This is a genomic window from Streptomyces sp. TSRI0281, assembly GCF_001905125.1.
GTDB lineage: Bacteria > Actinomycetota > Actinomycetes > Streptomycetales > Streptomycetaceae > Streptomyces.
Genome location: NZ_LWLE01000001.1, coordinates 240,288 through 264,253, shown reverse-complemented (window position 1 = coordinate 264,253; position 23,966 = coordinate 240,288). Strand labels below are relative to the sequence as shown.

Here is a 23,966-nt window from a genome sequence, read left to right as displayed (position 1 = left end):
GGGACGGGGCGGCCGGTCCTCCGGCAAACCGTCCGGCACGGCGGGAGCACTGCTCCTGTCCAGGTCACCTGCTGTCCAGGTCACCGCACCGGCGATGTACCGATCCGCGAGCACGGCATACGCTACCGGCGCCCCCGCCCCAACCGCCGCTCATGGAAAGGCCGTGCGATGCCGGTCGCCCTGGTGCTTCTGCTCTCGGGGACCTGGCTGTTGTCCGGCGCCCTGGTCACCGGGACCGATCCGCTGATCGTCGCCGTCGGCCGTACCGCCGTCTGCTGCGCCGCGCTCACCGCCGTCGCCGCCTCCACGGGGGCCGGCCGGGCCGATCTGCGCCGTGCGGCCGCCCGGCCCGGCACCGTATGGCTGCTGGGACTGCTCGGCTTCGCCGGATACGCCGCGGGCACCCTCCTCGCCATCCCGCGCATCGGCACCTCGCTCACCAACCTCGTCGTCGCGCTGATGCCGTGCGTGTCGGTGGTGGTGGGGGCCCTGTTCTTCGGTGAACGCTCGGCCCCGCGCAAGGCCGCCGGGGCGGCGCTCGCCTGCGCGGCGGCGGCCGGATACGCGGCCCTGGGCGCCGACGCGGGCGATATGGACGGCACAGGGCTGCTGCTCGTGGCGGGCGCGACGGCGGCCTTCGCCGTGTACGGGTTCCTGTACCGGCAACGCCTGTCCGGGCTGCCGCCGTCGGCCGTCCTGCCCGTGCTGCTCGCGGCGGCCACCTGCCTGCTGCTGCCGATGGCCCTGCCCGCGCTGATCGAACGTCCGCCGACGCTCGCCGCGACCGGCGGGATCGTGGTGCTCGGCGCGGTCGTCTACGCGCCCGCCTACCTCGTACAGCACCGGCTGATCCTGCTGCGCGGGCCGGTTTTCACGGCCGCCGTCCAGCTCGCCGTTCCGTTCACCGTGCGCCTCGGTGACTGGGCACTGGGCACCGCGCCCGCGCCCATGCCCGCCGAACTGCTGCTCCTCGCCCTGTGCTGCGGGGGGATCGCGCTGGTCACGGTCCAGCCGCAGGCGCGGCTGCCGGTGAAGGGGTGATCCCCCTTCCGGCCGACCGAGGCGGAGACGCGAGTGGAGTCCGTAGGGCGGCCGTCGTGGCGGCGGGCGCGGCTTGACCGGGTATGTAGTTAGGTGCCATATTAATTTTTATGAGTGACGAGGACGCGAACTCCGGCGCTGTGCCCACGCTTGATCAGGCGCGGAGTCAGATCGCGCGGTACGGGCTCGATGCCGACCCGCAGGCGGTGCTTGTGGCGGTGCGTCTGATGACCGCCGGGGCGCGGCTGGACCGTGCGTCCGAAGTGCACTTCTCCCGTTTCGGGCTGTCGATCGGGCGCTACCGCCTCCTGGCGGACCTTGAGGACGGCGGCGGGGAGAAGTCGCCTTCGCTGCTCGCGAAGAGTCTCGGTGTCTCGCGTGCCACGGTGACCGGCCTGGTGGATGGGCTTGAGCGCGAGGGTCTCGTGACCCGCCACGCGTCCATGGAGGACGGGCGGGGTGCGGTGGTCGTGCTCACGGCGCGCGGTGCCCAGCGGCTGCGCGGTATGGCCGCGGATCACTTCGCGCGCCTCCAGGCGCTGGTCGGTGGGCTGACCGTCGATGAACGCGGGTTGTTCCTGGATCTGCTGGAACGGATCACATGGGGGATCGGCGCGCTGACCGCCGAGTAGCGTCCCGCACCGCACGGGAACCGGCCGCATCGACCGGGCGACCGCCCCTTCATGCCCACATGGTTAGGCCCCTAATAACTTTTCGAGGAGTGTACGTGAGCCCTGCCCGCAACAAGGCCGTCCAGCGCGGTTCCGCCGCCCGCCCGTTCACGCTCTGGAAGGAGGTCGCCGTCGCCTACCTGGCCCCCGCGCTCTCGGCCGGGATCGGTGGAGTCCTCGGCGGGCAGCCCGAACTGACGACGGCCGCCTTCACCTCCATCGGGATCACGTCGGCCGTGGTGGCCTTCGTCGTCGGCGGATGGCTGCACCGCCGGGGCCGGCCGCGCCGGTGGACGACATCGGTGCCCCGCCCGGTGATCACCATCGGACTCGGTGCGGTCGCTACCGGAATCGCGGGCCTGGCCGGGTGGTTCGCGTCCGGCTGGTTGCCGGCGCACACAGCGGTACCCGATGCCGGGTGGTTGGACCGGCTGCGGATCGACCTGCCGCTGTCGGCCGCCCTGGCGACCACGATCGTCACCTGGCGATGGAGCGGCACGGCAACCCGGCGGCGGACGTGACCCGGCCGGTCTCCCCCCGATTCCCTGGACCCACCCGCACCACGAAAGGCACATCGTGATCACCATCATGGGCGCGACCGGCGCCACCGGCGGCGCGCTGCTCCGGCGCCTGATCGAGCTGGACATCCCCTGCCGTGCGGTCAGCCGCACTCCGGACGGACTGCGCGCCGCGATCGGTGCGCAAGCGCCGGTCGAGGTGGTCGGTGCGGACGCCGCGGACCCCCGCGCGCTCCGCGCCGCGTTCGACGGCTCCACGCAACTGTTCCTCGCCATGGCCAACAGCCCGCGGCAAGTCGCGCTGGAGATCAACGCGATAGACGCCGCGGCCGCGTGCGGCGTACGGCACGTCGTCAAACTCTCCGCCCCGGCCGCCGAGCCCGACTCGCCGGTTGCCGTCTCGCGCGGGCACTGGCGGGTCGAGACACACCTCGCGGCGACCGGCATGGTGGCCACGCTGCTCCGGCCCTACGCGTTCATGCAGAAGCTGCTCCTGAACGCTCCGGCGGTCGCCGAGGGCGTGCTTGTCGCGGCGATGCGCGACGTGCCCTGCAACTACATCGACGTCCGGGACATCGCCGATGTCGCCGCGGAGGTCCTCCTGCGCCCCGGCCTCGACGGGGTCACGTACGCGCTGACCGGCCCGCGGGCCTTCAGCTGTCCGGAGCTCGCGCATCTTCTCGGTGAGCTGACGGGTCGGACCGTCCGTCACATCGACCTGCCTCCGGACGATTTCCGCGGCCATCTCGTCCGCACCGCGCACCTGCCGGACTGGCTCGCGAGCCATGTCGTGGAGATCCAGCAACTGGCCCTCGCGCGTCCGGAGTCCCCGAACGGGACGGTGGAGGCCGTCCTCGGCCGCCCCGCCCGGACGCTCGACGCCTTCCTCCGCGAGCACCGCGCCGTGTTCGCGCAGGCCATCTGACCGGCATCCGCCGGCGGCCGGGCATTTCCGGCAACTGGCAGGAAAGCCGTTCGCCTCCTCGGGTCGGACCGTCGGTCCGCTGCACGAAGGCCGCTCCCGGCGCGGGAGGAGCCTCTTCGGGTCATGCCACCGCCTGGCCCGGCAGCGATTCCGGGCGGGTCGTCCGCCCGCCGGGCCCCTCGCTGTCACCGCCCGGTCCGCGCTCGGGCCGCAGCCCGGGGGCGAGGGCCAGCGTCACCGCGAGCGAGAGCGCCGCCAGTACGACGATGCCCGTCGCCGGGGAGGTGAGCTGGGCGACGCCTCCCGCGAGCGCGGCGCCCACTCCCTGCATGGTCAGCATCCCGGAGGTGTGCAGGCCGAGCGCGTGCCCGCTCAGCTCATCCGGAGTCAGCACCATCAGGCGCTCCTGGAGCAGCAGGCTCGCCGAGAACCCGATGGTGGCGAGCACCACCGCCACCACCGCCACGGGCAGCGACGGGTGCAGCGCGAAGACCAGGTACGGCGCGGCGAGGAGCAGCCGCAGCGGGTTGCCCAGCCGGTCCCGCCACCGCCGGGGGACGAACCGGCCGAGCACCGTGTCCCCGGCCAGCATGCCGAGGGCGCCGCAGGCGAAGAGGAGCCCCGCGTGCCGGGGATCGTAGGAGAGGTACAGGGACTCGCAGCCCACCACCAGCCCGTTGGGCACCCACAGGGCCAGGTAGACATAGCGGCGCGGCACCGACGACCAGAGCAGTGCGTTGGTCCGCCAGGTCTCCTTCACCGACGGCCGTCCGGCGGCCCGCGGCGGCCGGGCGGTGAGCCCGCAGCGCGCGACGGCCGCGGCCACCAGATACAGGGCCGCGCCGACGAGCAGGGTGCCGCGTGCCGACAGCGTGGTCACGAGCACCCCGCCGATCGCGAACCCGCCGATCTGCATGGTGCCGACCGACATGTTGATCACCGACCGGCCGAGCAGGAAACCCTCCTTCGGAAGGATCTCGTTGAGCAGCCCGTACCGCACTCCGCCGCCCAGGGACGAGGCCAGCCCCAGGAGCAGGAGGACTCCGAAGAGGGCCCACAACGGCAGGCCGGGGAGGGCCTGTACGGCGGAGCCCAGGCCGAACAGCAGCGCGAGACCGGTCAGCGCCCCGCGCGGCGGCAGCCGGTCCGCCGCCGACAGGAGCGTGGCCGCGCCCAGCATCTGGGCCAGGGAGGTGCCGAACATGGCCAGCGAGGACAGCAGCGGTGAGCCGGTGCGGGAGTAGACCAGAGTGCCGAGGGCGAGGCCGGTCGCGGTCTGGGCCGCCACCTGTACGGAGACGGTCGCGAAGAGCGGGGTGAACTCCGGAGTCCGGAGGAGTTCGCGGTAGGTGCGCATGGCCGGAGTCTCGGGGCGCGGTCGCCGGGGTGGTTAGTGTTTCGCCGGGAGGCGAAAGCAATGGGCTGGTGGCAGATCAGCGCGGACACGCTCGCGAACAGCCGGTTCGTCGTCTCGCCGTTGGCCGAGACCATCGCGAGCATGAAGCTCCTGGAGCGGGGGACGGCCGCCCATCCGGGGGAGCGCGTCTGGCTCGACGCCCATCTGCCCGCCTACCGGCGGCGGCAGACCGAGGACCCGGTCTCCGCGATGATCATCCGGGCCGCCCTGGCGCCCCGGTGGAACGCCAACTTCCTCACCCCCACCCCCATGGTCACCCCCGTGGGGGAGGCGCCGCCGGACTTCGCCCAGGAGCTGTCGCGGATGCGCGCCACCCCGCCGGAGGACGCCCGCGCCGACCTGGTGGAGACGCTTCGCGGACCGTTGCCCGCCCGGCTGGACCGCGACGACCTGGCGCCGCGCACCGCCGATGTCCTGGAGTGGGTGTGGACGCACACGGTGCTGCCCCTCTGGCCGAGGCGGCGCCGGATCCTGGAGGCCGATGTGGTCGCCCGCGCCGCGGAGTTGAGCCGGGGCGGCTGGGCCGCGGCGCTGAACGGTATGCGTCCGGGCATGCGCTGGCTGGGGGAGAGCCGGCTCCAGATCAACACGCAGGACAACCCGCCGCGCGAACTGGCCGGGTCCCAGCTGCTGTTCGTGCCCGTCACCTCGAACCAGTCCTGGGTCTCCTGGGACGCCCCGCACCGGTACGGCGTGGTGTACGCGTGCTCGGGCGCGCTCGCCGAGGCGGACCGTACGCCGGTGCCCAGGGCCCTGGGTGCGCTGATCGGGCCCGCACGGGCCGCTGTCCTCGTGCTGCTGTCGACCCCGCTGAGCACGACGCAGCTGGTGGCGCTCACGGGGCAGGGCCTGGGCTCGGTGGGCCGTCACCTCAAGGTCCTGCTCGACGCCGGGCTGGTCGGGCGTCGCCGGGCGGGACGCTCCGTGCTCTACCGCCGCACGGACGCCGGAGAGGCCCTGGTCCGCACGGCACGGTGACCCGGCGGCCGGGCGTCACCGGCTGCCCGCCACCGACCTGGCGGCCGGGCAGCACCGGCGGCCCGCCACCGGTCAGTTCAGCAGCGCCCGTGCCGCCCGCGCCCGTCGCCGGACCGCGTCGGCCGTCGCCGGATCGATTCCGGCGACGATCTCCGCGTACTCCTCCATCTCCGCCGCCCCCTGCGGGAACTCCCCGCGCTGGACCAGGAGCTGGGCCCGTTCGTAGCGCAGCCTGGCCGGGTGCGAGGGCAGCAGCAGCGACAGGTCGACCGCCCACAGCGCCACATCCGTGTGCTCGGGGCGTGCCGCGGCCCAGGCCCTGATGTTGTTCAGGATGCGCAGCACGATCTCCAGGGGCCGCGCGGGCACCAGCATCGACTCGGTCAGCGGCGCCCCGGTCGCCCCGGCCACCATCAGCTCGGCTTCCTGCCCGCTCAGCGGCGCGCCACCGGCGAACGGATCGGCCAGCACCCGTTCCGCCGGATCGCCGAAACCGACGACGAAGTGACCGGGCAGCGCCACCCCGTACACCGGTGCGCCCGCCCGCCGCGCGACCTCGATCCAGATCACCGACAGCAGGATCGGCAGCCCGCGACGGCGGCGCAGCACCTGCTGGAGCAGCGACGAGTCCAGCCGCTGGTAGTCGGCCGAGGACCCGGTGAATCCGCACCGTTCACCGAGCAGCTCGGCCAGGACGGAGGCCCAGGCACGGGCGGAGCGCACTCCGTACGGCAGCAGTCCGGCCAGCCGGTCGAGCTCGATCTGCGAGGCGTCGATGCCGTACGGATCGGGGGAGGCCCCCTCACCGTGCGCGTCCGGCATGTCCGCCCCGTCCCCGCCCGGTACCGCCCCGTCCTGCCCGGACAGCGGCGCGTCCGGCCCCGGCGCCGACGACGGCCGCCCCCTCAGTGGCCCCGCCTCCGCGCCCAGCAGCAGGCAGAGCAGCGCGAGGTCCGGCCGTTCGGAGCGGGCCTCCTCGGCGAACTGCCGCCGCCGTTCGGCCGCGCCGGAATCCTGCGGGCCCGGGGAGCCGGGAGGGCCATGGGAGCCGGGAGAGCTGGGGGGACTCATATGCGACACGTATCCCTGCTGGTCCTCACGGTGCGGACCGGAAGTGGTGATAGCTGTGGTGGAGCGCGAAGCCCATGCCGTCGTACAGCGCCCGCGCCCCGTCGTTGTCCGTCTCCACCTGGAGCCACGCGGCCGACGCGCCCTCCTCCAGCGCGCGTCGCGCCAGCGCGGTCATCACCGAGGTCGCCAGCCCGCTCCGCCGGTGCTCGGGTCCCACCTCGACCGCCATGAACCCGGCCCACCGCCCGTCCACGACGCACCGCCCGATCGCCGCGGGCGTCGCGCCCTCCGGGTCGCCGGGCACGGTCGCGAACCACACCGAGGGCCCGGAGCCGAGGACATGGAGCACAGGGGCGCCCGGGGTGTCGAAGCGCTGGTAGCGGGAGAGCCACGCGGCGTCCGGCTCACGGCTCAGCCGGACCGCCGGGACATCCGCGTCCAGATCCCCGACCGGCGCCAGCGCCCCGATCCGTACCTCGGCCGACACCTCGCGCAGCCAGCCGTGCCGCTCCAGCTCCGCGCACAGTGCCTCCTGCGTGCCCTCGGCGCCGGTCGCGGTCTGGATGTACGCGGGCAGATCCCGTTCCCCGTACCAGCGCTGTACGCGCCCCAGCGCCTCGCCGACCGGCAGTCCCGGATCGCCGAGCGGCAGCACGGAGTTGGCCCGCCGGGTGAAGCCGTCGGCGGCGCGCAGCCGCCAGTCGCCCAGCGGCTCGCTCTCCACCGGCTGCCAGGCCCGCGCGCAGACCCGGGCGAGCTCGTCGAAGGAGGCCGCGGGCCCCCGCCGCCGGGCCGGTGCGGCGGGCACGACCTTGCCCGCCACCAGCGCGGATTCCGCGATGTGGACGGATTCACCACTCTTCGATGTGATCGACAGCACATGGTTGTCCCACGATGTGAGAACCCCGACGGTGTCCGTGAACATGGCGCCTTCCCCGGCCCCCTGGGGGCGACGCCTGACCGACACGCGTTTGCCCACGTCAGCCGGTGTGATGCGGACCTCCAGCCGTCCGCCGATGGTGAATTCCACAGCTCTCTCCGCCCCTCCTGTTCGGTTCGTGCCCGGGAACGGAGATACTAGGTGCGGGCATCGACGACGCCGCGCTCCCGCGCGAGAGCCAACGCCCTACCGAGGAGGAACGACAGCGTGACCTACGTCATCGCGCAGCCTTGTGTCGACGTGAAGGACAAGGCCTGCATCGAAGAGTGCCCCGTCGACTGCATCTACGAGGGCCAGCGGTCCTTGTACATCCACCCGGACGAGTGTGTCGACTGTGGAGCCTGTGAGCCGGTCTGCCCGGTCGAGGCCATCTTCTACGAGGACGACACCCCGGAGGAGTGGAAGGACTACTACAAGGCGAACGTCGAGTTCTTCGACGACCTCGGCTCGCCGGGCGGTGCCTCCAAGCTGGGTTTGATCGAGCGCGACCACGCGTTCATCGCCGCGCTGCCGCCGCAGAACCAGTAAGCAGCGGCCGCACGTGCGCCGCCCGGTCCCGTACGGCTCGTCACCGTGCGGGACCGCGGTGTTTTCCGGCGCGCCACCGCCGCCCGGCGCCCCTCCTCAGCAGCCGGAGCCGTCAGTGCAGCCGGAGAGCCGCCAGGTGCCCCCGGGACCGCGCGGCCCCGGCGGCTCCGTGACCCCTTGTGGTTCGCCGCCCGTACGAGAAAGCAGAGTTCCGTGTCCGCAGCAGTCTCCTCCCGCCTTCCGGTCTTCCCCTGGGACAGGCTCGCGCCGTACAAGGCGACGGCCGCCGCCCACCCGGACGGCATCGTCGACCTGTCCGTCGGCACGCCCGTCGACCCGGTGCCCGAGCTGATCCAACAGGCGCTCGTGGCCGCCGCGGACAGTCCCGGCTATCCGACGGTGTGGGGCACAGCGGCCCTGCGCGACGCCCTCACCGGCTGGGTGGAGCGGCGTCTCGGAGCGGTCGGGACGGCCCACGAGAACGTGCTGCCGGTCGTCGGCTCCAAGGAGCTGGTGGCCTGGCTGCCGACCCAACTCGGCCTCGGCGCGGGCGACAAGGTCGCCTACCCGCGGCTGGCGTACCCGACGTACGAGGTCGGCGCCCGGCTCTGTGGCGCGGAGCCCGTCGCCTACGACGACCCCACGGAGCTGGACCCGGCGGGCCTCAAGCTGCTCTGGCTGAATTCGCCGTCCAACCCGACGGGCCGCGTCCTGTCCAAGGACGAGCTGATCCGGATCGTCGCCTGGGCGCGTGAGCACGACGTCCTGGTCTTCAGCGACGAGTGCTACCTGGAACTGGGCTGGGAGGCCGAACCGGTCTCCGTGCTCCACCCGGACGTCTGCGGTGGCCGGTACGAGGGCATCGTCGCCGTCCACTCGCTCTCCAAGCGCTCCAACCTCGCCGGATACCGCGCCGCCTTCATCGCGGGCGACGCGGACGTCCTGGCCGAGCTGCTGCTGATCCGCAAGCACGGCGGGATGATGGCGCCCGCCCCGGTCCAGGCGGCCACCGTCGCGGCGCTCGGCGACGACACCCATGTCGCGGAGCAGCGCGCCCGGTACGCGAACCGGCGCACCGCCCTGCGTGCCGCGCTGGAGGCCCACGGCTTCCGCATCGAGCACAGCGAGGCGAGCCTCTACCTCTGGGCGACGCGTGACGAGCCGTGCTGGGAGACGGTGGCCCACCTCGCGGAACTCGGCATCCTGGTGGCGCCCGGCGACTTCTACGGACCCGCGGGCGACCGCTTCGTACGCGTGGCGCTCACGGCGACCGACGAGCGGGTGGCGGCGGCGGTCGAGCGGCTGTCCTGATCCACGGACACCACGCGCCGAGGGGCCTCGGGAGTGCGCACTCCCGAGGCCCCTCGGCGCGTCCTGTGTGTTCCGGCGTGGGGATCAGCCGAGCGGCAGACCCTTCAGGGGCAGGCCGCCGGCGAGGCCGCCGCCCAGACTGTCGGTCGGGAGAGCGCCACCGATGCTGTCGGTGGGCAGGCCGCCCGCGGTCGCGGCGGTGGCCGTGCTGCCGACGAGCTCGCCCGCCTGGCCCGCGGTCTCCCCGACGGTCTTCTGGGCGGTCGGGAGGGCGACGGCGCCCGCCTGGCCGACGGTCTTGCCCACGGCCGGGATGGCCGTGCCGACGAGCCGGCCGCCGGTCTCGCCCACGGCCTTGGTGCCCTGCTGCGAGGCACTGTCCACGGTGTCGCCGAGACCGGCACCGTCGAGCGCGGTCAGGCCGCCCAGGTCGGGGGCCGGCGGGAGCTCCGCGGCACCCGCGGCGCCGGCCGCACCGACCACGGGGGCCGCGCCCGCGGCGATCAGCAGCGCGGCACGGGCGATCCGACGGGTCAGGGGGAGGGACATGATGCTCCTTCGACGGGAATTCAACAGACTCGGGAATCTGTCTGTCCGGTGATCGGACGCACTGACAACCGGTCCGGGGGCGGGGAAGGTTGCGGTGCGGCAAGGTAAAGAGTGAGTAATGCGTCCGATAATCCGCAGCGGAGGAACCCGGGCAAACAATGCGTGCGGCGACTGCTGGGCGAACCGTCACTTCCCTGCGGCGGCAAGGGAATCGGCCCATGCGGACCGTGCTGGCGAAAGAGCCGTCGACCGGGCTGCCGGAGACCGGCCGGATGCTTCGTACGGGTGGTCGGCCGTACTACTGCGCGAGCCCGATCCTGACCTCGTCCGTGCCCGATTCCGTACGCTCTGAGCGTTCCGTCCGCCAGCCGTCGTCGGCCGTCCACACCCGGTCCGCGAAAGCGACCCGGTCGATCCGCAGGGCCTCGGCCCGCGCGACGGCCCAGTGCGCCAGCTCCCAGCCGCGCCGCGGCGCCGTGCCGCCCCCGGTCTTCGCCGCGGTGGCGGGCACGGGCACCGAGACCGACGTCGCGGCGGACGCCCCGGCGGCCCTGGCCGACGGCAGTACGTCCTTGCCGAAGGCGCTCACCAGCTCGGAACGGACCTTCGCCGCGTCGCCCGGACCGGTCGCGGTCGCCGTGGACGGGGAACAGTTCAGCGCGGTGGGCGCGCGCCCGGTCAGCGCGGCGGCCAGCAGCGCGGCGTCCGGCTCGTGCTTCGCGTACGCCTGGGGGAAACCGCTGAGCTGCACACGCTGCGCGGCGACCGTCAGCGGGAGTCTGGAATAGCCCGGGACCTCGGCGAGACGGTCGTAGAACATCCCGGCCGAATAGACCGGATCCATGATCTGCCGCGCGGTCCCCCAGCCCTGCGAGGGGCGCTGCTGGAAGAGCCCGAGCGAATCCCGGTCACCGTGATCGAGATTGCGCAGCGCGGACTCCTGCAGGGCCGTCGCCAGCGCGATGGTCACCGCACGCTCCGGCATGCCGCGGGTGGTGCCGACCGCCGAGATGGTCGCGGCGTTGGCGGCCTGATCGGGAGTCATCTCGTACGTACGGTCCTCGCCCCGTGTGCCGTCCGCGGAGCGCACGGTGCAGTGGGGCGCCCCCTTGTTGCCGGAGACGTACTGCACGGCCAGATATCCCCCCAGGGCCACGAGCACGGCGAAGGCGGCCGAGACTCGGAAGAGGCGGCTGCGGCGGGCGGGCGTGGGGGTCCGGGGCACGGGGCCCACGGTACTGGAGGGTACGACCGGGGTGGATACCGAAGTCCCTTAGGGTCGTGGCCATGGCCGAAAGCACGCTTGACCTCACCCTGGACGGACCGGCGCTCACCGCCCGGCTCGTGGACTTCCCCTCCGTCAGCGGGGAGGAGACCGAGCTGGCCGACGCGATCGAGACGGCACTGCGCGGCCTTCCCCATCTGACCGTCGACCGGTACGGGAACAACGTCGTGGCCAGGACGCGGCTGGGGCGCGCCGAGCGTGTCGTGCTCGCCGGCCACATCGACACCGTGCCGATCGCCGACAACGTCCCGTCCCGGCTCGACGACAACGGCGTGCTGTGGGGGTGCGGAACCTCCGACATGAAGTCGGGCGTCGCCGTACAGCTGCGCATCGCCGCGACCGTCCCCGAGCCCAACCGCGACCTCACCTTCATCTTCTACGACAACGAAGAGGTCGCCGCCCACCTCAACGGCCTCGGGCACGTCGCCGAGGCCCACCCCGACTGGCTCGACGGAGACTTCGCCGTCCTCCTGGAACCGTCCGACGGCCAGGTCGAGGGCGGCTGCCAGGGCACGCTGCGGGTCCACCTGCACACGGCGGGGGAGCGGGCCCACTCCGCGCGCAGTTGGATGGGCGCCAACGCCATCCACGCCGCGGCACCGATCCTGGACAGGCTCGCCGCGTACGAACCGCGCCGCCCGGTCATCGACGGGCTCGAATACCGCGAGGGCCTCAACGCCGTACGGATCGAGGGCGGCGTCGCCAACAACGTCATCCCGGACGCCTGCGTCGTGGTGGTCAACTACCGGTACGCCCCCGACCGCGGCGCCGAGGAAGCCCTCGCCCATGTCCATGAGGTCTTCGCGGAGTGCGGAGTCACCGAGTTCACGGTCGACGACCACTCCGGTGCCGCCATGCCCGGCCTCGGCCATCCGGCGGCCCGGGCGTTCATGGCGGCCGTCGGCGGCACGGCCCAGCCCAAGTTCGGCTGGACGGACGTCTCCCGCTTCGGCGCGCTCGGCGTGCCCGCGGTGAACTACGGACCCGGCGACCCGCTCCTCGCCCACAAGCGCGACGAACACGTCGTGACCGAGCGGATCACCCACTGCGAGGAACGCCTCCGCTCCTGGCTCACCAGCTGACTCATGGGCTTCCCCCGGTCTTCACCTCCGTCGATCTACGCTGGCCCGACAAGCACATCGCAGGTCGGCGGAGGGAGCAGGTCATGGGCAACCCCGAGGATGCACGCAACGCACAGGGCGCGGAGGTTCCCGAGGGCGCGGTCAGGCCCGAGGAACAGCGCATGGGCCCGGTACTGCGTCGCAGGGACCAGGTGCAGCCCGGCACGACCGATCAGCGGCTGCTGGACTCCGAGGGCGATTCCGAGTGGGTGCACACCGACCCCTGGCGGGTGATGCGCATCCAGTCGGAGTTCGTCGAGGGGTTCGGCGCCCTGGCCGAGCTGCCGAGCGCCATCAGCGTCTTCGGCTCGGCCCGCACACCGGTCGGTACGCCGGACTACGAGGCGGGCGTACGGATCGGCCGGGCACTCGTCGAAGCGGGCTTCGCGGTGATCACGGGCGGCGGCCCCGGGGCGATGGAGGCGGCGAACAAGGGGGCACGGGAGGCCAAGGGCGTCTCGGTCGGCCTCGGCATCGAGCTGCCGTTCGAGTCCGGCCTCAACCCGCACGTCGACATCGGCGTCAACTTCCGCTACTTCTTCGTCCGCAAGACGATGTTCGTGAAGTACGCCCAGGGCTTCGTGGTCCTGCCCGGCGGCCTCGGCACGCTGGACGAACTCTTCGAGGCGCTGACCCTGGTCCAGACGGGCAAGGTGACCCGCTTCCCGATCGTGCTCTTCGGCTCGGCGTACTGGAGCGGCCTCGTCGACTGGCTGCGGGACACCGTGGTGGCGCAGGGCAAGGCGTCCGAGAAGGACCTGCTGCTCTTCCACGTCACGGACGACGTGGAGGAGGCGGTCAGGCTGGTGACCAAGGAGGTCGGCAGGTAGGGCCTCCGCCCGAACCGGCCCGGACTGATCCGGCCCGGACTGATCCGGCTCGAACCGGCCCGGCTCGAACCGGCCCGGACTGACCCGAACCGGTGCGGATCCGGGAGTGGGGCCGGGGCGGCGTCCCCGTCCCGGCCCCACTCCACCCCCTGTGCGCCGCGCCGGCCCCCCGCCACGCGCACTCCTACGCCAGCCCCCTGCGCGCCACCGCCGGGGCCCGCAGCCCCGCGATCGACGCCACCATGTCCAGCACCTGCCGGGTCTCCGCCACCTCGTGCACCCGGTACACCCGCGCGCCCAGCCACGCCGACACGGCCGTCGTCGCCAGGGTGCCGATCACGCGTTCCTTGACCGGGCGGTCGAGGGTCTCCCCCACGAAGTCCTTGTTGGACAGCGAGACGAGCACCGGCCACCCGGTCTCCGCCATCTCGCCGAGCCGCCGTGTCGCCTCCAGCGAGTGCCGGGTGTTCTTCCCGAAGTCATGGCCGGGGTCGATCATGATCCCGTCCGTCCGCACCCCCAGCTCCACGGCCCGCTCGGCCAGTCCCACCGTCACCCGCAGGATGTCCGCCATCACGTCCTCGTACGCGATGCGGTGCGGGCGGGTCCGCGGCTCGGCGCCGCCCGCGTGCGTGCACACCAGGCCCGCCCCGTACCGCGCGGCGACCTCCGCCAGTTTCGGGTCGACCCCGCCCCACGCGTCGTTCAGCACATCCGCGCCCGCCTCGCAGACCGCCTCGCCCACCTCGTGGCGCCAGGTGTCCACGCTGATCACCACGTCCGGGTGGCGGCGGCGGACCTCGGCCACGAACCCGACCGTACGGCGGGCCTCCTCCCCGGCCGTCACCTCCGCGCCGGGGCCGGCCTTCACCCCGCCGATGTCGATGATCGCGGCGCCCTCGGCGACCGCCTGCTCGACCCGGGCGAGCGCGGGCTCGTCCCGGAACGTCGCGCCCCGGTCGTAGAAGGAGTCCGGAGTCCGGTTCACGATCGCCATGATCACCGGCTCGTGCGGCCCGAATTCCCGCCGTCCGAGCCTCAGTGCACCGCTTCGCATCCCGTGTTTCCTCCTCAGTAGGTCGCCTGCGACCCTAACCGTCGGTGCCGCATGGCACGATCGGACCCGGACAGGATTCCGCCCCGGGGAGATGCTCGTGTTCTGGTTCTTGCTGCTCACGATGGTCGTGGTGGTCGCCGCGGTCACCCTCGCGGTGGTCGGCGGCGGTGGAAGCCCGGTGCTCCAGGACCTGCCGCCCGAGCGGCTCACCGACCCGCTGCCCGCGACGCGCCCGGTCGGCCGGGCGGATGTCGAGGCGCTGCGCCTGCCGATGGCCCCCCGCGGCTACCGGATGGCGGATGTCGACGAGGCGCTCGACCGGCTCGGCGCCGAGCTGGCCGAGCGGGACTCCCGGATCGCGGAGCTGGAGTCGGCCCTGGCCGGTGCCCGGTCCGCCGCGACGGGCGGTCCCGATCTGTTCAAGAGGCCCGGCGAGCCGCTGAGCCAGGACCCGGGACCCTACCGGGGCGAGGAGGACGAACGATGAGCGGTGGAGCCGAAGCGGCCCCGGACGGCGGCCTGCGCTGCCCCTGGGGGCTGTCCACGGAGGACTACCTGACCTACCACGACACCGAGTGGGGCCGCCCGGTCCACGGCGACGACGCGCTCTTCGAGCGGCTCTGCCTGGAGGCGTTCCAGTCCGGTCTGTCGTGGCTGACGATCCTGCGCCGCCGCGAGGGCTTCCGCGCCGCCTTCGCCGGGTTCAGCATTCCCGCGGTCGCCGCGTTCACCGACACCGACCGGGAACGGCTCCTCGCCGACGCCGGCATCATCCGCAACCGCGCCAAGGTCGACGCGACCCTCGCCAACGCGAAGGTGCTGGCCGACTGGCCGGCCGGGGAGCTGGACGCGCTGATCTGGTCGTACGCCCCCGATCCGGCCGGCCGGCCCGTGCCGCGCGTGCTGGGGGATGTCGAGGCGGTCACCCCGGAGTCCACGGCGCTCGCCAAGGAGCTGAAGAAGCGCTCCATCCGCTTCGTGGGCCCCACGACCGCGTACGCCCTGATGCAGGCGTGCGGCCTGGTCGACGACCACCTCGCCGACTGTGTGGCCCGCGGGGCCCGTCCGTAGGCCCTCGGGGGCCGCAAGCGCCCCCCGAGGGGTCCGTCCCCGCCTACTTGCCGAGGTACTTCGGCTTCCGCTTGGCCAGGAACGCCTCCACCGCGATGGTGTGGTCCTGCGACGCGCCCGCCCTCGTCTGGAGTTCGTCCTCCTTCTCCAGCGTCTCGGCGAGCGTGTGCCCCGCGCCGTACGCCATGGACGCCTTCAGCGCCGCGTACGCCACGGTCGGGCCCTCGGCCAGGGCGCGGGCCACGGCCGCGGCCTCATCGGCGAGCTCGGCGGCGGGCACCACCCGGTTCGCGATACCCAGCTCGTACGCGTCCTGCGCCGAGATCGACCGCGGGAAGAACAGCAGGTCGGCGGCGCGGCTCCGACCGATCAGCCGGGGCAGCGTCCAGGACACGCCCGAGTCGGCGGTCAGTGCGACGCCCGCGAAGGACGTGTTGAACGACGCGCTGTCGGCGACCACCCGGTAGTCGGCCGCCAGCGCGAATCCGAACCCCGCTCCTGCCGCGACGCCGTTGACCCCGGCGACCACGGGCTTCTCCATCTCCGTGATCGCCCGCACCACCGGGTTGTAGTGCTCCCGCACGGTGCTCAGCGCATTGCCGCCGCCCGCCTCGCGGGTGGCAGTCAGCGTCGCGACGTGCTCCTTGAGGTCCTGGCCCACGCAGAAGGCGCGCCCGGTCGCGGTGAGCAGAACCGCGCGCACGGCCGTGTCGGCAGCCGCGTCCCGCAGCGCGTCCCGCAGAGCGACCTTGGCCTCGGTGTTCATGGCGTTCATCGCGTCGGGACGGTTGATCGTGATCGTTGCGAGACCTTCGTCCACTGCGTAGAGCACGGTGTTCGCCATGTCGTCGGCCATTCCGGTATCCCCTTACGGCTCGGCATCGTTGCCACTGCAGGCAAGCATGGCCGACTCGGGGTGGGTCGGGTATGTGACCTGCGTCTAACAATTGCCCCTCACCTGGGGGCGCAAGGCGGCGCAGTATCGCAGCCGGATCGCCGAATTGAGTGGTTTTGCGAGAGCGCGTTGCGCAAGCGATGCCGACCGATGTTGGTCATCAGGGTCTGTGATGCGGGATAATGGTGGGGAAGCAATGTGTTCGATGCCGGTGAGGCAGCGCCTGTCATGGGGCCGCCGGTTGCGATGAGCTGGTTTCAGGAAGGGGAACGAGCATGGCGGCCATGAAGCCGCGGACGGGCGACGGCCCGCTCGAGGTGACAAAGGAGGGGCGGGGCATCGTCATGCGCGTTCCGCTCGAAGGCGGCGGTCGGCTTGTTGTCGAGCTGACTCCGGACGAGGCCGATGCCCTCGGCGATGCCCTGAAGAAGGTCGTCGGCTGACGCGGAACGCCCACACGCGACCACTGCCCCGGCACGGATACCGTGCCGGGGCAGTGGCGCGTTCAGGGGGATGACCGGCGGATACGTGAACGCGCCGGGCGAAGGGCGTGGAACGGGCGCGCCGGGTGGCGCGCGACGGATGCGGCGGGCGGAACGGGCGGAACGGCCGTCAGCCGCGACGGACCGCACAGAGCAGCCCGTCACCGACCGGCAGCAGCGTCGACATCAGCTCCTGGCTCTCCCGAACGGCACGCAGCAGCTCGCGCAGGCGCAGCACCTCGGCGGGCTGGGCGGCGGAGTCGACCGTGCGGCCGTCCGCGAAAACGCCCTCGAAACAGACCAGTCCGCCCGGTCGCAGCAGGCGCAACGATTCAGCGAGGCAGTCCAGGCTCTCCAGCCTGTCGCCGTCGCAGAAGACGAGGTCGTACCCGCCGTCCGCGAGCCTGGGCAGGACGTCCAGCGCGCGCCCGGGGATGAACCGGGCCCGGTTCGCGGCGAAGCCCGCCGCGCGAAAGGCCTCGCGGGCGAACTGCTGGCGTTCCGGTTCCGGATCGACCGTGGTCAGTACGCCGTCCGGGCGCATTCCGTGCAGCAGATGGATGCCGGACACGCCTGTTCCGGTCCCGATCTCCGCCACCGCTTTGGCGTCCACGGCGGCAGCGAGCAGGCGCAGCGCGGAACCGGTGCCTGGGGACACCGAGCGCAGCCCTGCCTCGCGGGCCCGCTCCCGGGCCCAGCGCAGTGCTTCGTCCTCGGCGACAAAGGCGTCGGCGAACGCCCAGCTCGTCTGCCGGTTGGCGGTAATGACCCTCTCCTGACCCCGTAGTTGGCGCAACGGTGACTGTATCCGCTGGACCCGGGAACCCGCAGATGGGACCGGGCGTTGTGTAAGGACAGGGGAAAGCGCAGCGAACGGGCCCGCGGATCGGGCCCGCGACCGTGCGCCGGCAGTTCCCGGGCGACGCCCGGCCCCAGCAGGAAAAAAGGCTTATCCGGAGCTAACGGGCGAGGTGGCTATGGTAGGGGCTCCACTGGACACCACCAGAGCCGATAGGGGAGGTGCGGCTGCGCCTGTGGATCGGAGAGGGGTGCTGCGGCGCCTTCTCGGGTCGGCGGGTGAGCCGAAATCCGTGACCAACATTGCTGACCGTTCTTCCAACGACTCCGCAACGACCGCGACCTTCGCCTCAGATGCGGACTCTCAGGCGTGGACCCCGCCCTCATGGGAAGAGATCGTCAGCACGCACAGCGGACGTGTGTACCGCCTTGCCTACCGGCTGACGGGCAACCAGCACGATGCCGAGGACCTCACCCAGGAAGTTTTCGTCCGGGTGTTCCGTTCCCTGTCGACCTACACCCCCGGCACGTTCGAGGGCTGGCTGCACCGCATCACCACCAATCTCTTCCTGGACATGGTCCGCCGTAAGCAGCGGATCCGTTTCGACTCCCTGGGCGACGACGCCGCCGAGCGGCTCCCGAGCCGCGAGCCGTCCCCGCAGCAGGTCTTCAACGACACCCATTTCGACGCCGACGTGCAGCAGGCCCTGGACACCCTCGCGCCCGAATTCCGCGCGGCCGTGGTGCTCTGCGACATCGAGGGGCTCAGCTACGAGGAGATCGCCGCGACCCTCGGCGTGAAGCTCGGCACCGTGCGCAGCCGTATCCACCGCGGCCGCTCGCACCTGCGCAAGGCGCTCAAGCACCGTTCGCCCGAGGCCCGCGCCGAGCAGCGCTCCCTGGCGGACGCGGTCATGGCAGGGGAGGTCGGATCGGCGTGAGTGGTACAGGACCGACCCCCGCGGAGCAGCATCTGGGGGACCGGCTCGCCGCGCTTGTCGACGGTGAGCTGAAACATGATGCCCGTGAACGGGTCCTGGCCCATCTGGCCACCTGTCCCAAGTGCAAGGCCGAGGCCGACGCCCAGCGGCGCCTGAAGAGTGCCTTCGCCCTGTCCAGCTCACCCTCGCCCTCCGAGGGGTTCCTGGCCCGTCTGCAGGGCCTTCCCGGGGGTCCCAGTGGCGGCGACAGCGGCCCGGGCGGACCGTTCGGCGGCAGCGGACGCTTCGCCGACGAGTTCTTCCCCACCATGCGGCCCTCCGGCGGCAGCCGTACGGACCCGGCTCCGGGCTCCTCGCCGCTCGACAGCTTCGGTTACCTCCCCGCCGGGCACGGCTCCACCGCGGTCCTGCCGGGCGGCGGCTCCCACGGCGTCTTCCGCATACACGACGTGGCCCGTGACGCCGACCGTTCGCCCTGGCGCGGCCGGAGAATCGCCTTCGCCGCGGCCAGCGCCGTATCGCTGGCCGCCATCGCCCTCGGTGGCACCCTCCCCCTGGACTCCACTCCCGACACCGCGCTCCGGGCCGAGGGCGCGGGCAGCAACGTGACCCCGCTCGACGCCGACGCGCGGGCCGAGAGCGGCAGCGCGGCCAGCCGCAGGGCCGGTGGCGCGCTCGCCGTGGACGGCGACCGTCCGGCGATCGGCTCCACCGCGGTTCCCTCGGCCTCGCCGACCGTCCGGGCCCCCATGGCCCCGCAGATGCTCGCGGCAGTGCCCTCGTCGCTCAGTGCCGCGCCGCTCACCGGGCACCCGTTCGTCCTCCCCGTCCTGAATGTCTCCGTGCCCCCGCTGATACGGCCGACCGGCACCACGTCGCTGCTCGCCGCGGCGCTCGGCGGTGCCCCGGCGCCGAAGTCGGCCGCCCCGTCCGCACCCGCCTCCGCGCTGCTGCCCAACGATCACGCACTCCCGCTCTTCCCCCGGCGCTGACGGGGCCCTGCGCGGGGATTCGCAAACCTGGTTGAATTCCGGGAGGGACGCCCCTGTGGGGGCGTACAGAGGCCAGTTGCGGGGAGATCATGGACGACGCGAAGCCCACCGGGCCCAAGGCGAAGTGGTGGAGCCGTCCCACGACGGGACGCAGCGGTCGCACGGAACCGGAAGGCGTATCTCCCGCCGAGGACTCCGCAGGAGCCGCGGATACGGCAGACGCGACGGGTGTGATGGACGCGCCCGGGACGGGTGTGAAGGACGCGGCCGGGACGGGGAGCACGGCGGTATCGGAACAACCGGTCCCCGGTGTGCCGACGCCCGCACTCCCGGCCGACGAGCCGCTCCGGCCCGCCCCCGCGATGCGGCCGCTGCACGAGCCCGACGAGTACAGCACTCCGCCCTACGGCGGCCCCGGCCCGTGGGCGCCCGCGCCCCCCGTGCAGCGACCCGTGCCGACCCCGGCGCACGGGACCCCCGTACCCCCGCAGTACGCCGCGACGAACGGGGCTCCCGTCGCCGTCGATCAGGTTCCGCCGCCCGGACCGGTGCCCGGCGGCATACCGCCCCAGGCCCCGCCGCAGCACCTGCCGCCCCACCCGCAGGCGCAGCAGGTCCCGCAGCAGTCCGGTCAGCAGCCGCCCTCCCAGTGGCTCCAGTACGACCCCTGGGGGGCGCCGCGGCAGCCCCTGACCCAGCCGGGCCCCCCGCTCGGCACCGAACCCGTCGGGCGCGGGAAGAGCCGCCGGGGCACCGTCCTCATCGGGGCCGTCCTGCTCGCCGTGGTCGCGGGCGGCATAGGCGGCGGAATCGGCGCCTACGTCGAGCGCAACGGTGGCCTGACCAGCGTCGAGCTTCCCCAGACGGGCCGGGACAGCGGTGGCCGGGCACCCGACAGCGTCGCCGGGATCGCCGCCAGCGCCCTGCCCAGCGTCGTCACCCTGCATGTCAGCGGTGCGTCGGAGTCCGGCACCGGCACCGGCTTCGTCCTCGACAACAAGGGCCACATCCTCACCAACAACCATGTCGTCTCCCCGGCCGGCTCCAGTGGCGACATCACCGTGACGTTCAGCGGCGGCGAGACCGCGGCCGCCGAGATCGTCGGCAAGGACAGCGGCTACGACCTGGCCGTCGTCAAGGTCACCGGAGTCTCCGGACTCAAGCCGCTGCCCCTCGGCAACTCCGACAATGTGCAGGTGGGCGACCCGGTGGTGGCCATCGGTGCCCCCTTCGACCTGTCGAACACGGTCACCTCCGGCATCATCAGCGCCAAGCAGCGGCCGATCACCGCCGGTGGCGAGAAGGGCGACGGCACCGACGTCAGTTATGTCGACGCACTCCAGACCGACGCTCCGATCAACCCCGGGAACTCCGGCGGCCCGCTCGTCGACGCCCAGGCGCATGTCATCGGGATCAACAGCGCCATACGCGCGGCGGACAGCGGCGCCGGATCCGAGGGCGCCCAGTCCGGTTCCATCGGCCTCGGCTTCGCCATACCCATCAACCAGGGCAAGCGCGTCGCCGAGGAGCTGATCAACACCGGCCGGGCGACCCACCCGGTGATCGGCGTCACCCTGGACATGAAGTACACCGGTGACGGGGCCAAGGTCGGTGCGAAGGGCGCCGACGGCGGGCCCGCGGTCACCACCGGCGGCCCCGGGGCGAAGGCCGGGATCAGGCCGGGCGACGTCATCACCGAGGTGCAGGGCCAGCGGGTGCACAGCGGCGAGGAGCTGATCGTGAAGATCCGTGCCCACCGCCCCGGCGATCGGCTCGCCCTCCGACTGACCCGCGGTGGTAAAGAGCTGTCCATGACTTTGACGCTCGGCTCGGCGAGCGGCACGTAACGGCCACCGGAAGGTACCGCCCGGACAGCTTCGACAGGTACCGTTGAGCGGTCCGGGCCGTCATCCGGCCTGGTGGGGAAGACCCGGAGAACACGCGGAGAACACGAGGAGCAGCTAGGTGTTCAATGACATAGGCGCACTGGAGCTGCTGACGCTCGTGGTTCTCGCCGTACTGGTCTTCGGCCCCGAGAAGCTGCCGAAGGTCATTCAGGACGTCACGCGCACCATTCGCAAGATCCGCGAGTTCTCGGACAGCGCCAAGGAAGACATCCGCTCGGAGCTCGGTCCGCAGTTCAAGGACTTCGAGTTCGAGGACCTCAACCCCAAGACGTTCGTCCGCAAGCAGCTGATGGACGGCAACGACGACCTGGGGCTGAAGGAGATCCGCGAGAGCTTCGACCTCCGCAAGGAGATGGCCGAGGTCACCGACGCGGTGAACGGGCGCGGGAGCGTGTCCTCCGCTTCCGCCGACAGTGCGGCGAACGGCTCGGCGAAGGAGTCGTCCGGCGGTGCGTCCGACGGCACGGTGAATGGCTCCTCCACCACCCCTGACCTGCTCAAGAAGCCCGCGCCGCCGGCCAAGGACGAGCGCCCGCCGTTCGACGCAGACGCCACCTGAGACCGGTCAATCCCGACTCGTCCGTACGGTATGGCTATTCTCCATCTGTCCGGTTGCGAGGACGCCCGAGCCCGCGGGGGGCGGGCCGCTCCGGATCGGAACAGATCGAGGAGGCGGCCGGGCAGATGGAGACGACGAGTCGGGTAGGGGCGGAAGGTGCGCCCAGCACAGTCACCGCAGAGGGGGTGCCGGCGACCCGGCGTACGGTCGACGGATATCTGCGGGCGCCGTTCCCGTGGTACGGGCTGGACGAGGCATTCACCGGGCCACGCTGGCCGATGCAGGTCGGCACCGCGGCGGACGGCACGGTGCAGCACGGTTCCACCGGACACGGTGACGAGCCCTTGGTGCGGTCCGACGCGCGCCCGGAGAAGGAGCGCTTCGCGGTCGTCGTGACCGTGGCCAGCAGCCCGGTGCGGCGCAGCGGTGACGGTACGGGGGTGCTGGACGCCACCACCGTCTCCTCGGCGGCCTGGCTGGCGGGCTCCGGCCTCCTGGCATACACCTGGCCGCCGCAGCTGGACCACGTGCTGCGGGACGACTGGCTGGACCAGCAGACCGAGACGGCGTTCGAACTCGCCGACGACCTCGGCACCCCGCCCTGGTCGAAGCTCTCACTTCCGGTGGACGGCGCTCCGGTGGAGTTCCACTACCGCGAGTCCGAGTTCGGCTGGGTGCTGGCCGGTTCGGCGCACGGTGGTGTGCACATCGGGGCGTACGGGCGGGGGATGAGCGCGTACGGGCTGGGGTTCGCGGTGATCGGCGACATCACCACGTACGCCTAGGCGAACCCGGAGACTGTCGGGCGGGCGGAAGCGTCCGCCCGGCGACCGGGATCAGCGGTGCCGGGACCGGGATCAGCGGTGCCGGGACCGAGGACAGCGCGGTACCGGGGGCCGGGACCGCGCTGTCGGGCCGGTGGGTGTCAGAACTTGTTGCGGGGGGTGATGCCCAGCGACATGCCGGACAGGCCGCGCTGACGGCCGCTCAGCTTCTCCGCGATGGACCGCAGCGCGCTGCCGGCCGGGGAGTCGGGGTCGGACAGGACCACCGGCTTGCCCTCGTCGCCGCCCTCGCGCAGCCGCAGGTCGATCGGGATGGAACCGAGCACCGGAACCTCGGCGCCGACCGTCCGCGTCAGGCCCTCCGCGACCCGCGCGCCGCCGCCCGATCCGAACACATCGACCATCTCGTCGCAGTGCGGGCACGGCATGCCCGACATGTTCTCGACGACGCCGACGATCTTCTGGTGGGTCTGTACGGCGATGGAGCCGGCCCGCTCGGCGACCTCGGCCGCGGCCTGCTGCGGGGTCGTGACGACCAGGATCTCCGCGTTCGGCACGAGCTGTGCGACGGAGATCGCGATGTCACCGGTGCCCGGCGGCAGGTCGAGCAGCAGCACGTCCAGGTCGCCCCAGTACACATCGGCGAGGAACTGCTGAAGCGCGCGGTGCAGCATGGGCCCGCGCCACACCACCGGGGCGTTGCCCGGGGTGAACATGCCGATGGAGATGACCTTCACGCCGTGTGCGGACGGCGGCATGATCATGTTCTCGACCTGGGTCGGCTTGCCGTCCGCGCCGAGCATCCGGGGCACGCTGTGCCCGTAGATGTCCGCGTCCACGACGCCCACCTTCAGCCCGTCGGCCGCCATGGCCGCCGCGAGGTTCACCGTCACCGAGGACTTGCCGACGCCGCCCTTGCCGGAGGCGACCGCGTACACCCGGGTCAGCGAGCCGGGCTGGGCGAAGGGGACCTCGCGCTCGGCCGTGCCGCCGCGCAGCGCGGACGCGAGTTCCTTGCGCTGTTCGTCGCTCATCACATCGAGCGTGACGTCGACGCGCGAGACGCCTTCGACCCGCGCGACCGCGTCGGTCACATTCTTGGTGATCGTCTCGCGCATCGGGCAGCCGGAGACCGTGAGATACACCGTGACAGCGACTACACCGTCAGCATCGATCTCGACCGATTTCACCATGCCCAGCTCGGTGATCGGGCGGTGGATCTCCGGGTCGTTCACTGTCGACAGTGCTTCACGCACCGCGTCTTCCGTAGCCATAGGACGATGGTACGGCGCAG

General features: G+C 72.4%; 26 protein-coding genes. 17 read left to right on the top strand and 9 right to left on the bottom strand.

Annotated features, from left to right (window positions below; genetic code table 11):
- Positions 1-168: 168 nt before the first annotated feature.
- The 4 genes from A6A29_RS01190 to A6A29_RS01175 all read left to right on the top strand — a co-directional run bounded on the left by A6A29_RS01190 (position 169) and on the right by A6A29_RS01175 (position 3,155).
- On the top strand, positions 169-1,041 hold the full coding sequence (locus tag A6A29_RS01190; RefSeq protein WP_073718022.1) for a DMT family transporter: 873 nt from the start codon (positions 169-171) through the stop codon (positions 1,039-1,041).
- Positions 1,042-1,151: 110 nt separating this feature from the next.
- Entirely contained in the window at positions 1,152-1,673 is a 522-nt protein-coding gene (locus tag A6A29_RS01185) for a MarR family winged helix-turn-helix transcriptional regulator (RefSeq protein WP_073718021.1), read from the top strand.
- Between the two features lie 95 nt (positions 1,674-1,768).
- Positions 1,769-2,233 carry a hypothetical protein gene (locus tag A6A29_RS01180; RefSeq protein WP_073718020.1) on the top strand — a complete coding sequence of 155 codons (465 nt, stop codon included), beginning with the start codon at positions 1,769-1,771 and terminating at the stop codon, positions 2,231-2,233.
- Positions 2,234-2,288: 55 nt separating this feature from the next.
- Positions 2,289-3,155, top strand: coding sequence for an NmrA family NAD(P)-binding protein (locus A6A29_RS01175; RefSeq protein ID WP_073718019.1), 867 nt, complete (start codon positions 2,289-2,291; stop codon positions 3,153-3,155).
- Positions 3,156-3,276: 121 nt separating this feature from the next.
- On the opposite strand, the gene A6A29_RS01170 is transcribed toward A6A29_RS01175, so the two are convergent.
- Positions 3,277-4,512 carry an MFS transporter gene (locus A6A29_RS01170; RefSeq protein WP_073718018.1) on the bottom strand — a complete coding sequence of 412 codons (1,236 nt, stop codon included), beginning with the start codon at positions 4,510-4,512 and terminating at the stop codon, positions 3,277-3,279.
- A gap of 60 nt (positions 4,513-4,572) precedes the next feature.
- Here A6A29_RS01170 and A6A29_RS01165 point away from each other — a divergent pair, with 60 nt between their 5' ends.
- Complete coding sequence (locus tag A6A29_RS01165) at positions 4,573-5,550, top strand: ArsR/SmtB family transcription factor (protein ID WP_073718017.1); 978 nt, start codon at positions 4,573-4,575, stop codon at positions 5,548-5,550.
- Between the two features lie 72 nt (positions 5,551-5,622).
- Here A6A29_RS01165 and A6A29_RS01160 read toward each other — a convergent pair whose 3' ends face one another.
- Positions 5,623-6,621, bottom strand: coding sequence for a transglutaminase-like domain-containing protein (locus A6A29_RS01160; protein WP_073718016.1), 999 nt, complete (start codon positions 6,619-6,621; stop codon positions 5,623-5,625).
- Positions 6,622-6,646: 25 nt separating this feature from the next.
- Positions 6,647-7,651 carry a GNAT family N-acetyltransferase gene (locus tag A6A29_RS01155; protein WP_073718015.1) on the bottom strand — a complete coding sequence of 335 codons (1,005 nt, stop codon included), beginning with the start codon at positions 7,649-7,651 and terminating at the stop codon, positions 6,647-6,649.
- A gap of 117 nt (positions 7,652-7,768) precedes the next feature.
- On the opposite strand from A6A29_RS01155, the gene fdxA reads away from it, so the two are divergent.
- Together fdxA and dapC are read left to right on the top strand one after the other, a co-directional pair.
- The gene (gene fdxA, locus A6A29_RS01150) at positions 7,769-8,089 is read left to right on the top strand and encodes a ferredoxin (RefSeq protein WP_018956287.1); all 321 of its coding nucleotides are present in this window, start codon (positions 7,769-7,771) and stop codon (positions 8,087-8,089) included.
- 213 nt (positions 8,090-8,302) lie between these two features.
- Positions 8,303-9,400: a succinyldiaminopimelate transaminase gene (dapC, locus tag A6A29_RS01145; RefSeq protein ID WP_073718014.1), complete on the top strand. Its 1,098-nt coding sequence runs from the start codon at positions 8,303-8,305 to the stop codon at positions 9,398-9,400.
- Between the two features lie 84 nt (positions 9,401-9,484).
- Here the strand turns inward: dapC and A6A29_RS01140 are convergent, their stop codons facing one another.
- Complete coding sequence (locus A6A29_RS01140; RefSeq protein ID WP_073718013.1) at positions 9,485-9,949, bottom strand: ATP-binding protein; 465 nt, start codon at positions 9,947-9,949, stop codon at positions 9,485-9,487.
- A gap of 298 nt (positions 9,950-10,247) precedes the next feature.
- Positions 10,248-11,174: a hypothetical protein gene (locus A6A29_RS01135; protein WP_198952967.1), complete on the bottom strand. Its 927-nt coding sequence runs from the start codon at positions 11,172-11,174 to the stop codon at positions 10,248-10,250.
- A 62-nt stretch (positions 11,175-11,236) separates the two neighbouring features.
- Between A6A29_RS01135 and dapE the strand changes: the two genes are divergently transcribed.
- On the top strand, positions 11,237-12,316 hold the full coding sequence (gene dapE, locus A6A29_RS01130) for a succinyl-diaminopimelate desuccinylase (RefSeq protein ID WP_073718012.1): 1,080 nt from the start codon (positions 11,237-11,239) through the stop codon (positions 12,314-12,316).
- Between the two features lie 83 nt (positions 12,317-12,399).
- Positions 12,400-13,185, top strand: coding sequence for a TIGR00730 family Rossman fold protein (locus A6A29_RS01125; protein WP_073718011.1), 786 nt, complete (start codon positions 12,400-12,402; stop codon positions 13,183-13,185).
- A 184-nt stretch (positions 13,186-13,369) separates the two neighbouring features.
- On the opposite strand, the gene folP is transcribed toward A6A29_RS01125, so the two are convergent.
- Positions 13,370-14,242: a dihydropteroate synthase gene (folP, locus tag A6A29_RS01120; protein ID WP_073718010.1), complete on the bottom strand. Its 873-nt coding sequence runs from the start codon at positions 14,240-14,242 to the stop codon at positions 13,370-13,372.
- Between the two features lie 91 nt (positions 14,243-14,333).
- Between folP and A6A29_RS01115 the strand changes: the two genes are divergently transcribed.
- Together A6A29_RS01115 and A6A29_RS01110 are read left to right on the top strand one after the other, a co-directional pair.
- Positions 14,334-14,729 (top strand): DivIVA domain-containing protein, encoded by a 396-nt coding sequence (locus tag A6A29_RS01115; RefSeq protein WP_198952966.1) that lies wholly within the window; start codon positions 14,334-14,336, stop codon positions 14,727-14,729.
- On the top strand, positions 14,726-15,313 hold the full coding sequence (locus tag A6A29_RS01110; RefSeq protein WP_073718009.1) for a DNA-3-methyladenine glycosylase I: 588 nt from the start codon (positions 14,726-14,728) through the stop codon (positions 15,311-15,313). Before A6A29_RS01115 ends, A6A29_RS01110 begins: the two co-directional genes overlap by 4 nt.
- A gap of 43 nt (positions 15,314-15,356) precedes the next feature.
- On the opposite strand, the gene A6A29_RS01105 is transcribed toward A6A29_RS01110, so the two are convergent.
- Complete coding sequence (locus A6A29_RS01105; RefSeq protein ID WP_079182523.1) at positions 15,357-16,169, bottom strand: enoyl-CoA hydratase/isomerase family protein; 813 nt, start codon at positions 16,167-16,169, stop codon at positions 15,357-15,359.
- 314 nt (positions 16,170-16,483) lie between these two features.
- Here A6A29_RS01105 and A6A29_RS01100 point away from each other — a divergent pair, with 314 nt between their 5' ends.
- The gene (locus A6A29_RS01100) at positions 16,484-16,651 is read left to right on the top strand and encodes a DUF3117 domain-containing protein (protein ID WP_003966491.1); all 168 of its coding nucleotides are present in this window, start codon (positions 16,484-16,486) and stop codon (positions 16,649-16,651) included.
- A gap of 169 nt (positions 16,652-16,820) precedes the next feature.
- Here the strand turns inward: A6A29_RS01100 and A6A29_RS01095 are convergent, their stop codons facing one another.
- Complete coding sequence (locus A6A29_RS01095) at positions 16,821-17,486, bottom strand: O-methyltransferase (RefSeq protein WP_073718008.1); 666 nt, start codon at positions 17,484-17,486, stop codon at positions 16,821-16,823.
- A gap of 181 nt (positions 17,487-17,667) precedes the next feature.
- Here A6A29_RS01095 and sigE point away from each other — a divergent pair, with 181 nt between their 5' ends.
- The 5 genes from sigE to A6A29_RS01070 all read left to right on the top strand — a co-directional run bounded on the left by sigE (position 17,668) and on the right by A6A29_RS01070 (position 22,672).
- Entirely contained in the window at positions 17,668-18,429 is a 762-nt protein-coding gene (gene sigE, locus A6A29_RS01090) for an RNA polymerase sigma factor SigE (RefSeq protein ID WP_198952965.1), read from the top strand.
- Positions 18,426-19,421, top strand: a complete 996-nt coding sequence (locus A6A29_RS01085) for an anti-sigma factor family protein (RefSeq protein ID WP_073718006.1) — start codon at positions 18,426-18,428, stop codon at positions 19,419-19,421. The genes sigE and A6A29_RS01085 overlap by 4 nt, the downstream gene beginning before the upstream one ends.
- An 89-nt stretch (positions 19,422-19,510) precedes the next feature.
- Positions 19,511-21,268 carry a S1C family serine protease gene (locus A6A29_RS01080; RefSeq protein WP_073718005.1) on the top strand — a complete coding sequence of 586 codons (1,758 nt, stop codon included), beginning with the start codon at positions 19,511-19,513 and terminating at the stop codon, positions 21,266-21,268.
- A gap of 118 nt (positions 21,269-21,386) precedes the next feature.
- Positions 21,387-21,887 carry a sec-independent translocase gene (locus tag A6A29_RS01075; RefSeq protein ID WP_073718004.1) on the top strand — a complete coding sequence of 167 codons (501 nt, stop codon included), beginning with the start codon at positions 21,387-21,389 and terminating at the stop codon, positions 21,885-21,887.
- A gap of 125 nt (positions 21,888-22,012) precedes the next feature.
- Positions 22,013-22,672 carry a hypothetical protein gene (locus A6A29_RS01070; protein WP_073718003.1) on the top strand — a complete coding sequence of 220 codons (660 nt, stop codon included), beginning with the start codon at positions 22,013-22,015 and terminating at the stop codon, positions 22,670-22,672.
- Positions 22,673-22,812: 140 nt separating this feature from the next.
- On the opposite strand, the gene A6A29_RS01065 is transcribed toward A6A29_RS01070, so the two are convergent.
- Entirely contained in the window at positions 22,813-23,946 is a 1,134-nt protein-coding gene (locus tag A6A29_RS01065; RefSeq protein WP_073718002.1) for an Mrp/NBP35 family ATP-binding protein, read from the bottom strand.
- Positions 23,947-23,966 lie beyond the last annotated feature (20 nt).

What these genes read in the sequence shown, in the direction of transcription:
- A6A29_RS01190 (WP_073718022.1), top strand. Translation starts at nt 169, where the DNA reads ATGCCGGTCGCCCTGGTGCTTCTGCTCTCGGGGACCTGGCTGTTGTCC.
- A6A29_RS01185 (WP_073718021.1), top strand. Translation starts at nt 1,152, where the DNA reads ATGAGTGACGAGGACGCGAACTCCGGCGCTGTGCCCACGCTTGATCAG.
- A6A29_RS01170 (WP_073718018.1), bottom strand. Translation starts at nt 4,512, where the DNA reads ATGCGCACCTACCGCGAACTCCTCCGGACTCCGGAGTTCACCCCGCTC.
- A6A29_RS01165 (WP_073718017.1), top strand. Translation starts at nt 4,573, where the DNA reads ATGGGCTGGTGGCAGATCAGCGCGGACACGCTCGCGAACAGCCGGTTC.
- A6A29_RS01160 (WP_073718016.1), bottom strand. Translation starts at nt 6,621, where the DNA reads ATGAGTCCCCCCAGCTCTCCCGGCTCCCATGGCCCTCCCGGCTCCCCG.
- A6A29_RS01140 (WP_073718013.1), bottom strand. Translation starts at nt 9,949, where the DNA reads ATGTCCCTCCCCCTGACCCGTCGGATCGCCCGTGCCGCGCTGCTGATC.
- dapE (WP_073718012.1), top strand. Translation starts at nt 11,237, where the DNA reads ATGGCCGAAAGCACGCTTGACCTCACCCTGGACGGACCGGCGCTCACC.
- A6A29_RS01125 (WP_073718011.1), top strand. Translation starts at nt 12,400, where the DNA reads ATGGGCAACCCCGAGGATGCACGCAACGCACAGGGCGCGGAGGTTCCC.
- folP (WP_073718010.1), bottom strand. Translation starts at nt 14,242, where the DNA reads ATGCGAAGCGGTGCACTGAGGCTCGGACGGCGGGAATTCGGGCCGCAC.
- A6A29_RS01115 (WP_198952966.1), top strand. Translation starts at nt 14,334, where the DNA reads ATGCTCGTGTTCTGGTTCTTGCTGCTCACGATGGTCGTGGTGGTCGCC.
- A6A29_RS01110 (WP_073718009.1), top strand. Translation starts at nt 14,726, where the DNA reads ATGAGCGGTGGAGCCGAAGCGGCCCCGGACGGCGGCCTGCGCTGCCCC.
- A6A29_RS01105 (WP_079182523.1), bottom strand. Translation starts at nt 16,169, where the DNA reads ATGGCCGACGACATGGCGAACACCGTGCTCTACGCAGTGGACGAAGGT.
- A6A29_RS01100 (WP_003966491.1), top strand. Translation starts at nt 16,484, where the DNA reads ATGGCGGCCATGAAGCCGCGGACGGGCGACGGCCCGCTCGAGGTGACA.
- sigE (WP_198952965.1), top strand. Translation starts at nt 17,668, where the DNA reads ATGGTAGGGGCTCCACTGGACACCACCAGAGCCGATAGGGGAGGTGCG.
- A6A29_RS01080 (WP_073718005.1), top strand. Translation starts at nt 19,511, where the DNA reads ATGGACGACGCGAAGCCCACCGGGCCCAAGGCGAAGTGGTGGAGCCGT.
- A6A29_RS01070 (WP_073718003.1), top strand. Translation starts at nt 22,013, where the DNA reads ATGGAGACGACGAGTCGGGTAGGGGCGGAAGGTGCGCCCAGCACAGTC.
- A6A29_RS01065 (WP_073718002.1), bottom strand. Translation starts at nt 23,946, where the DNA reads ATGGCTACGGAAGACGCGGTGCGTGAAGCACTGTCGACAGTGAACGAC.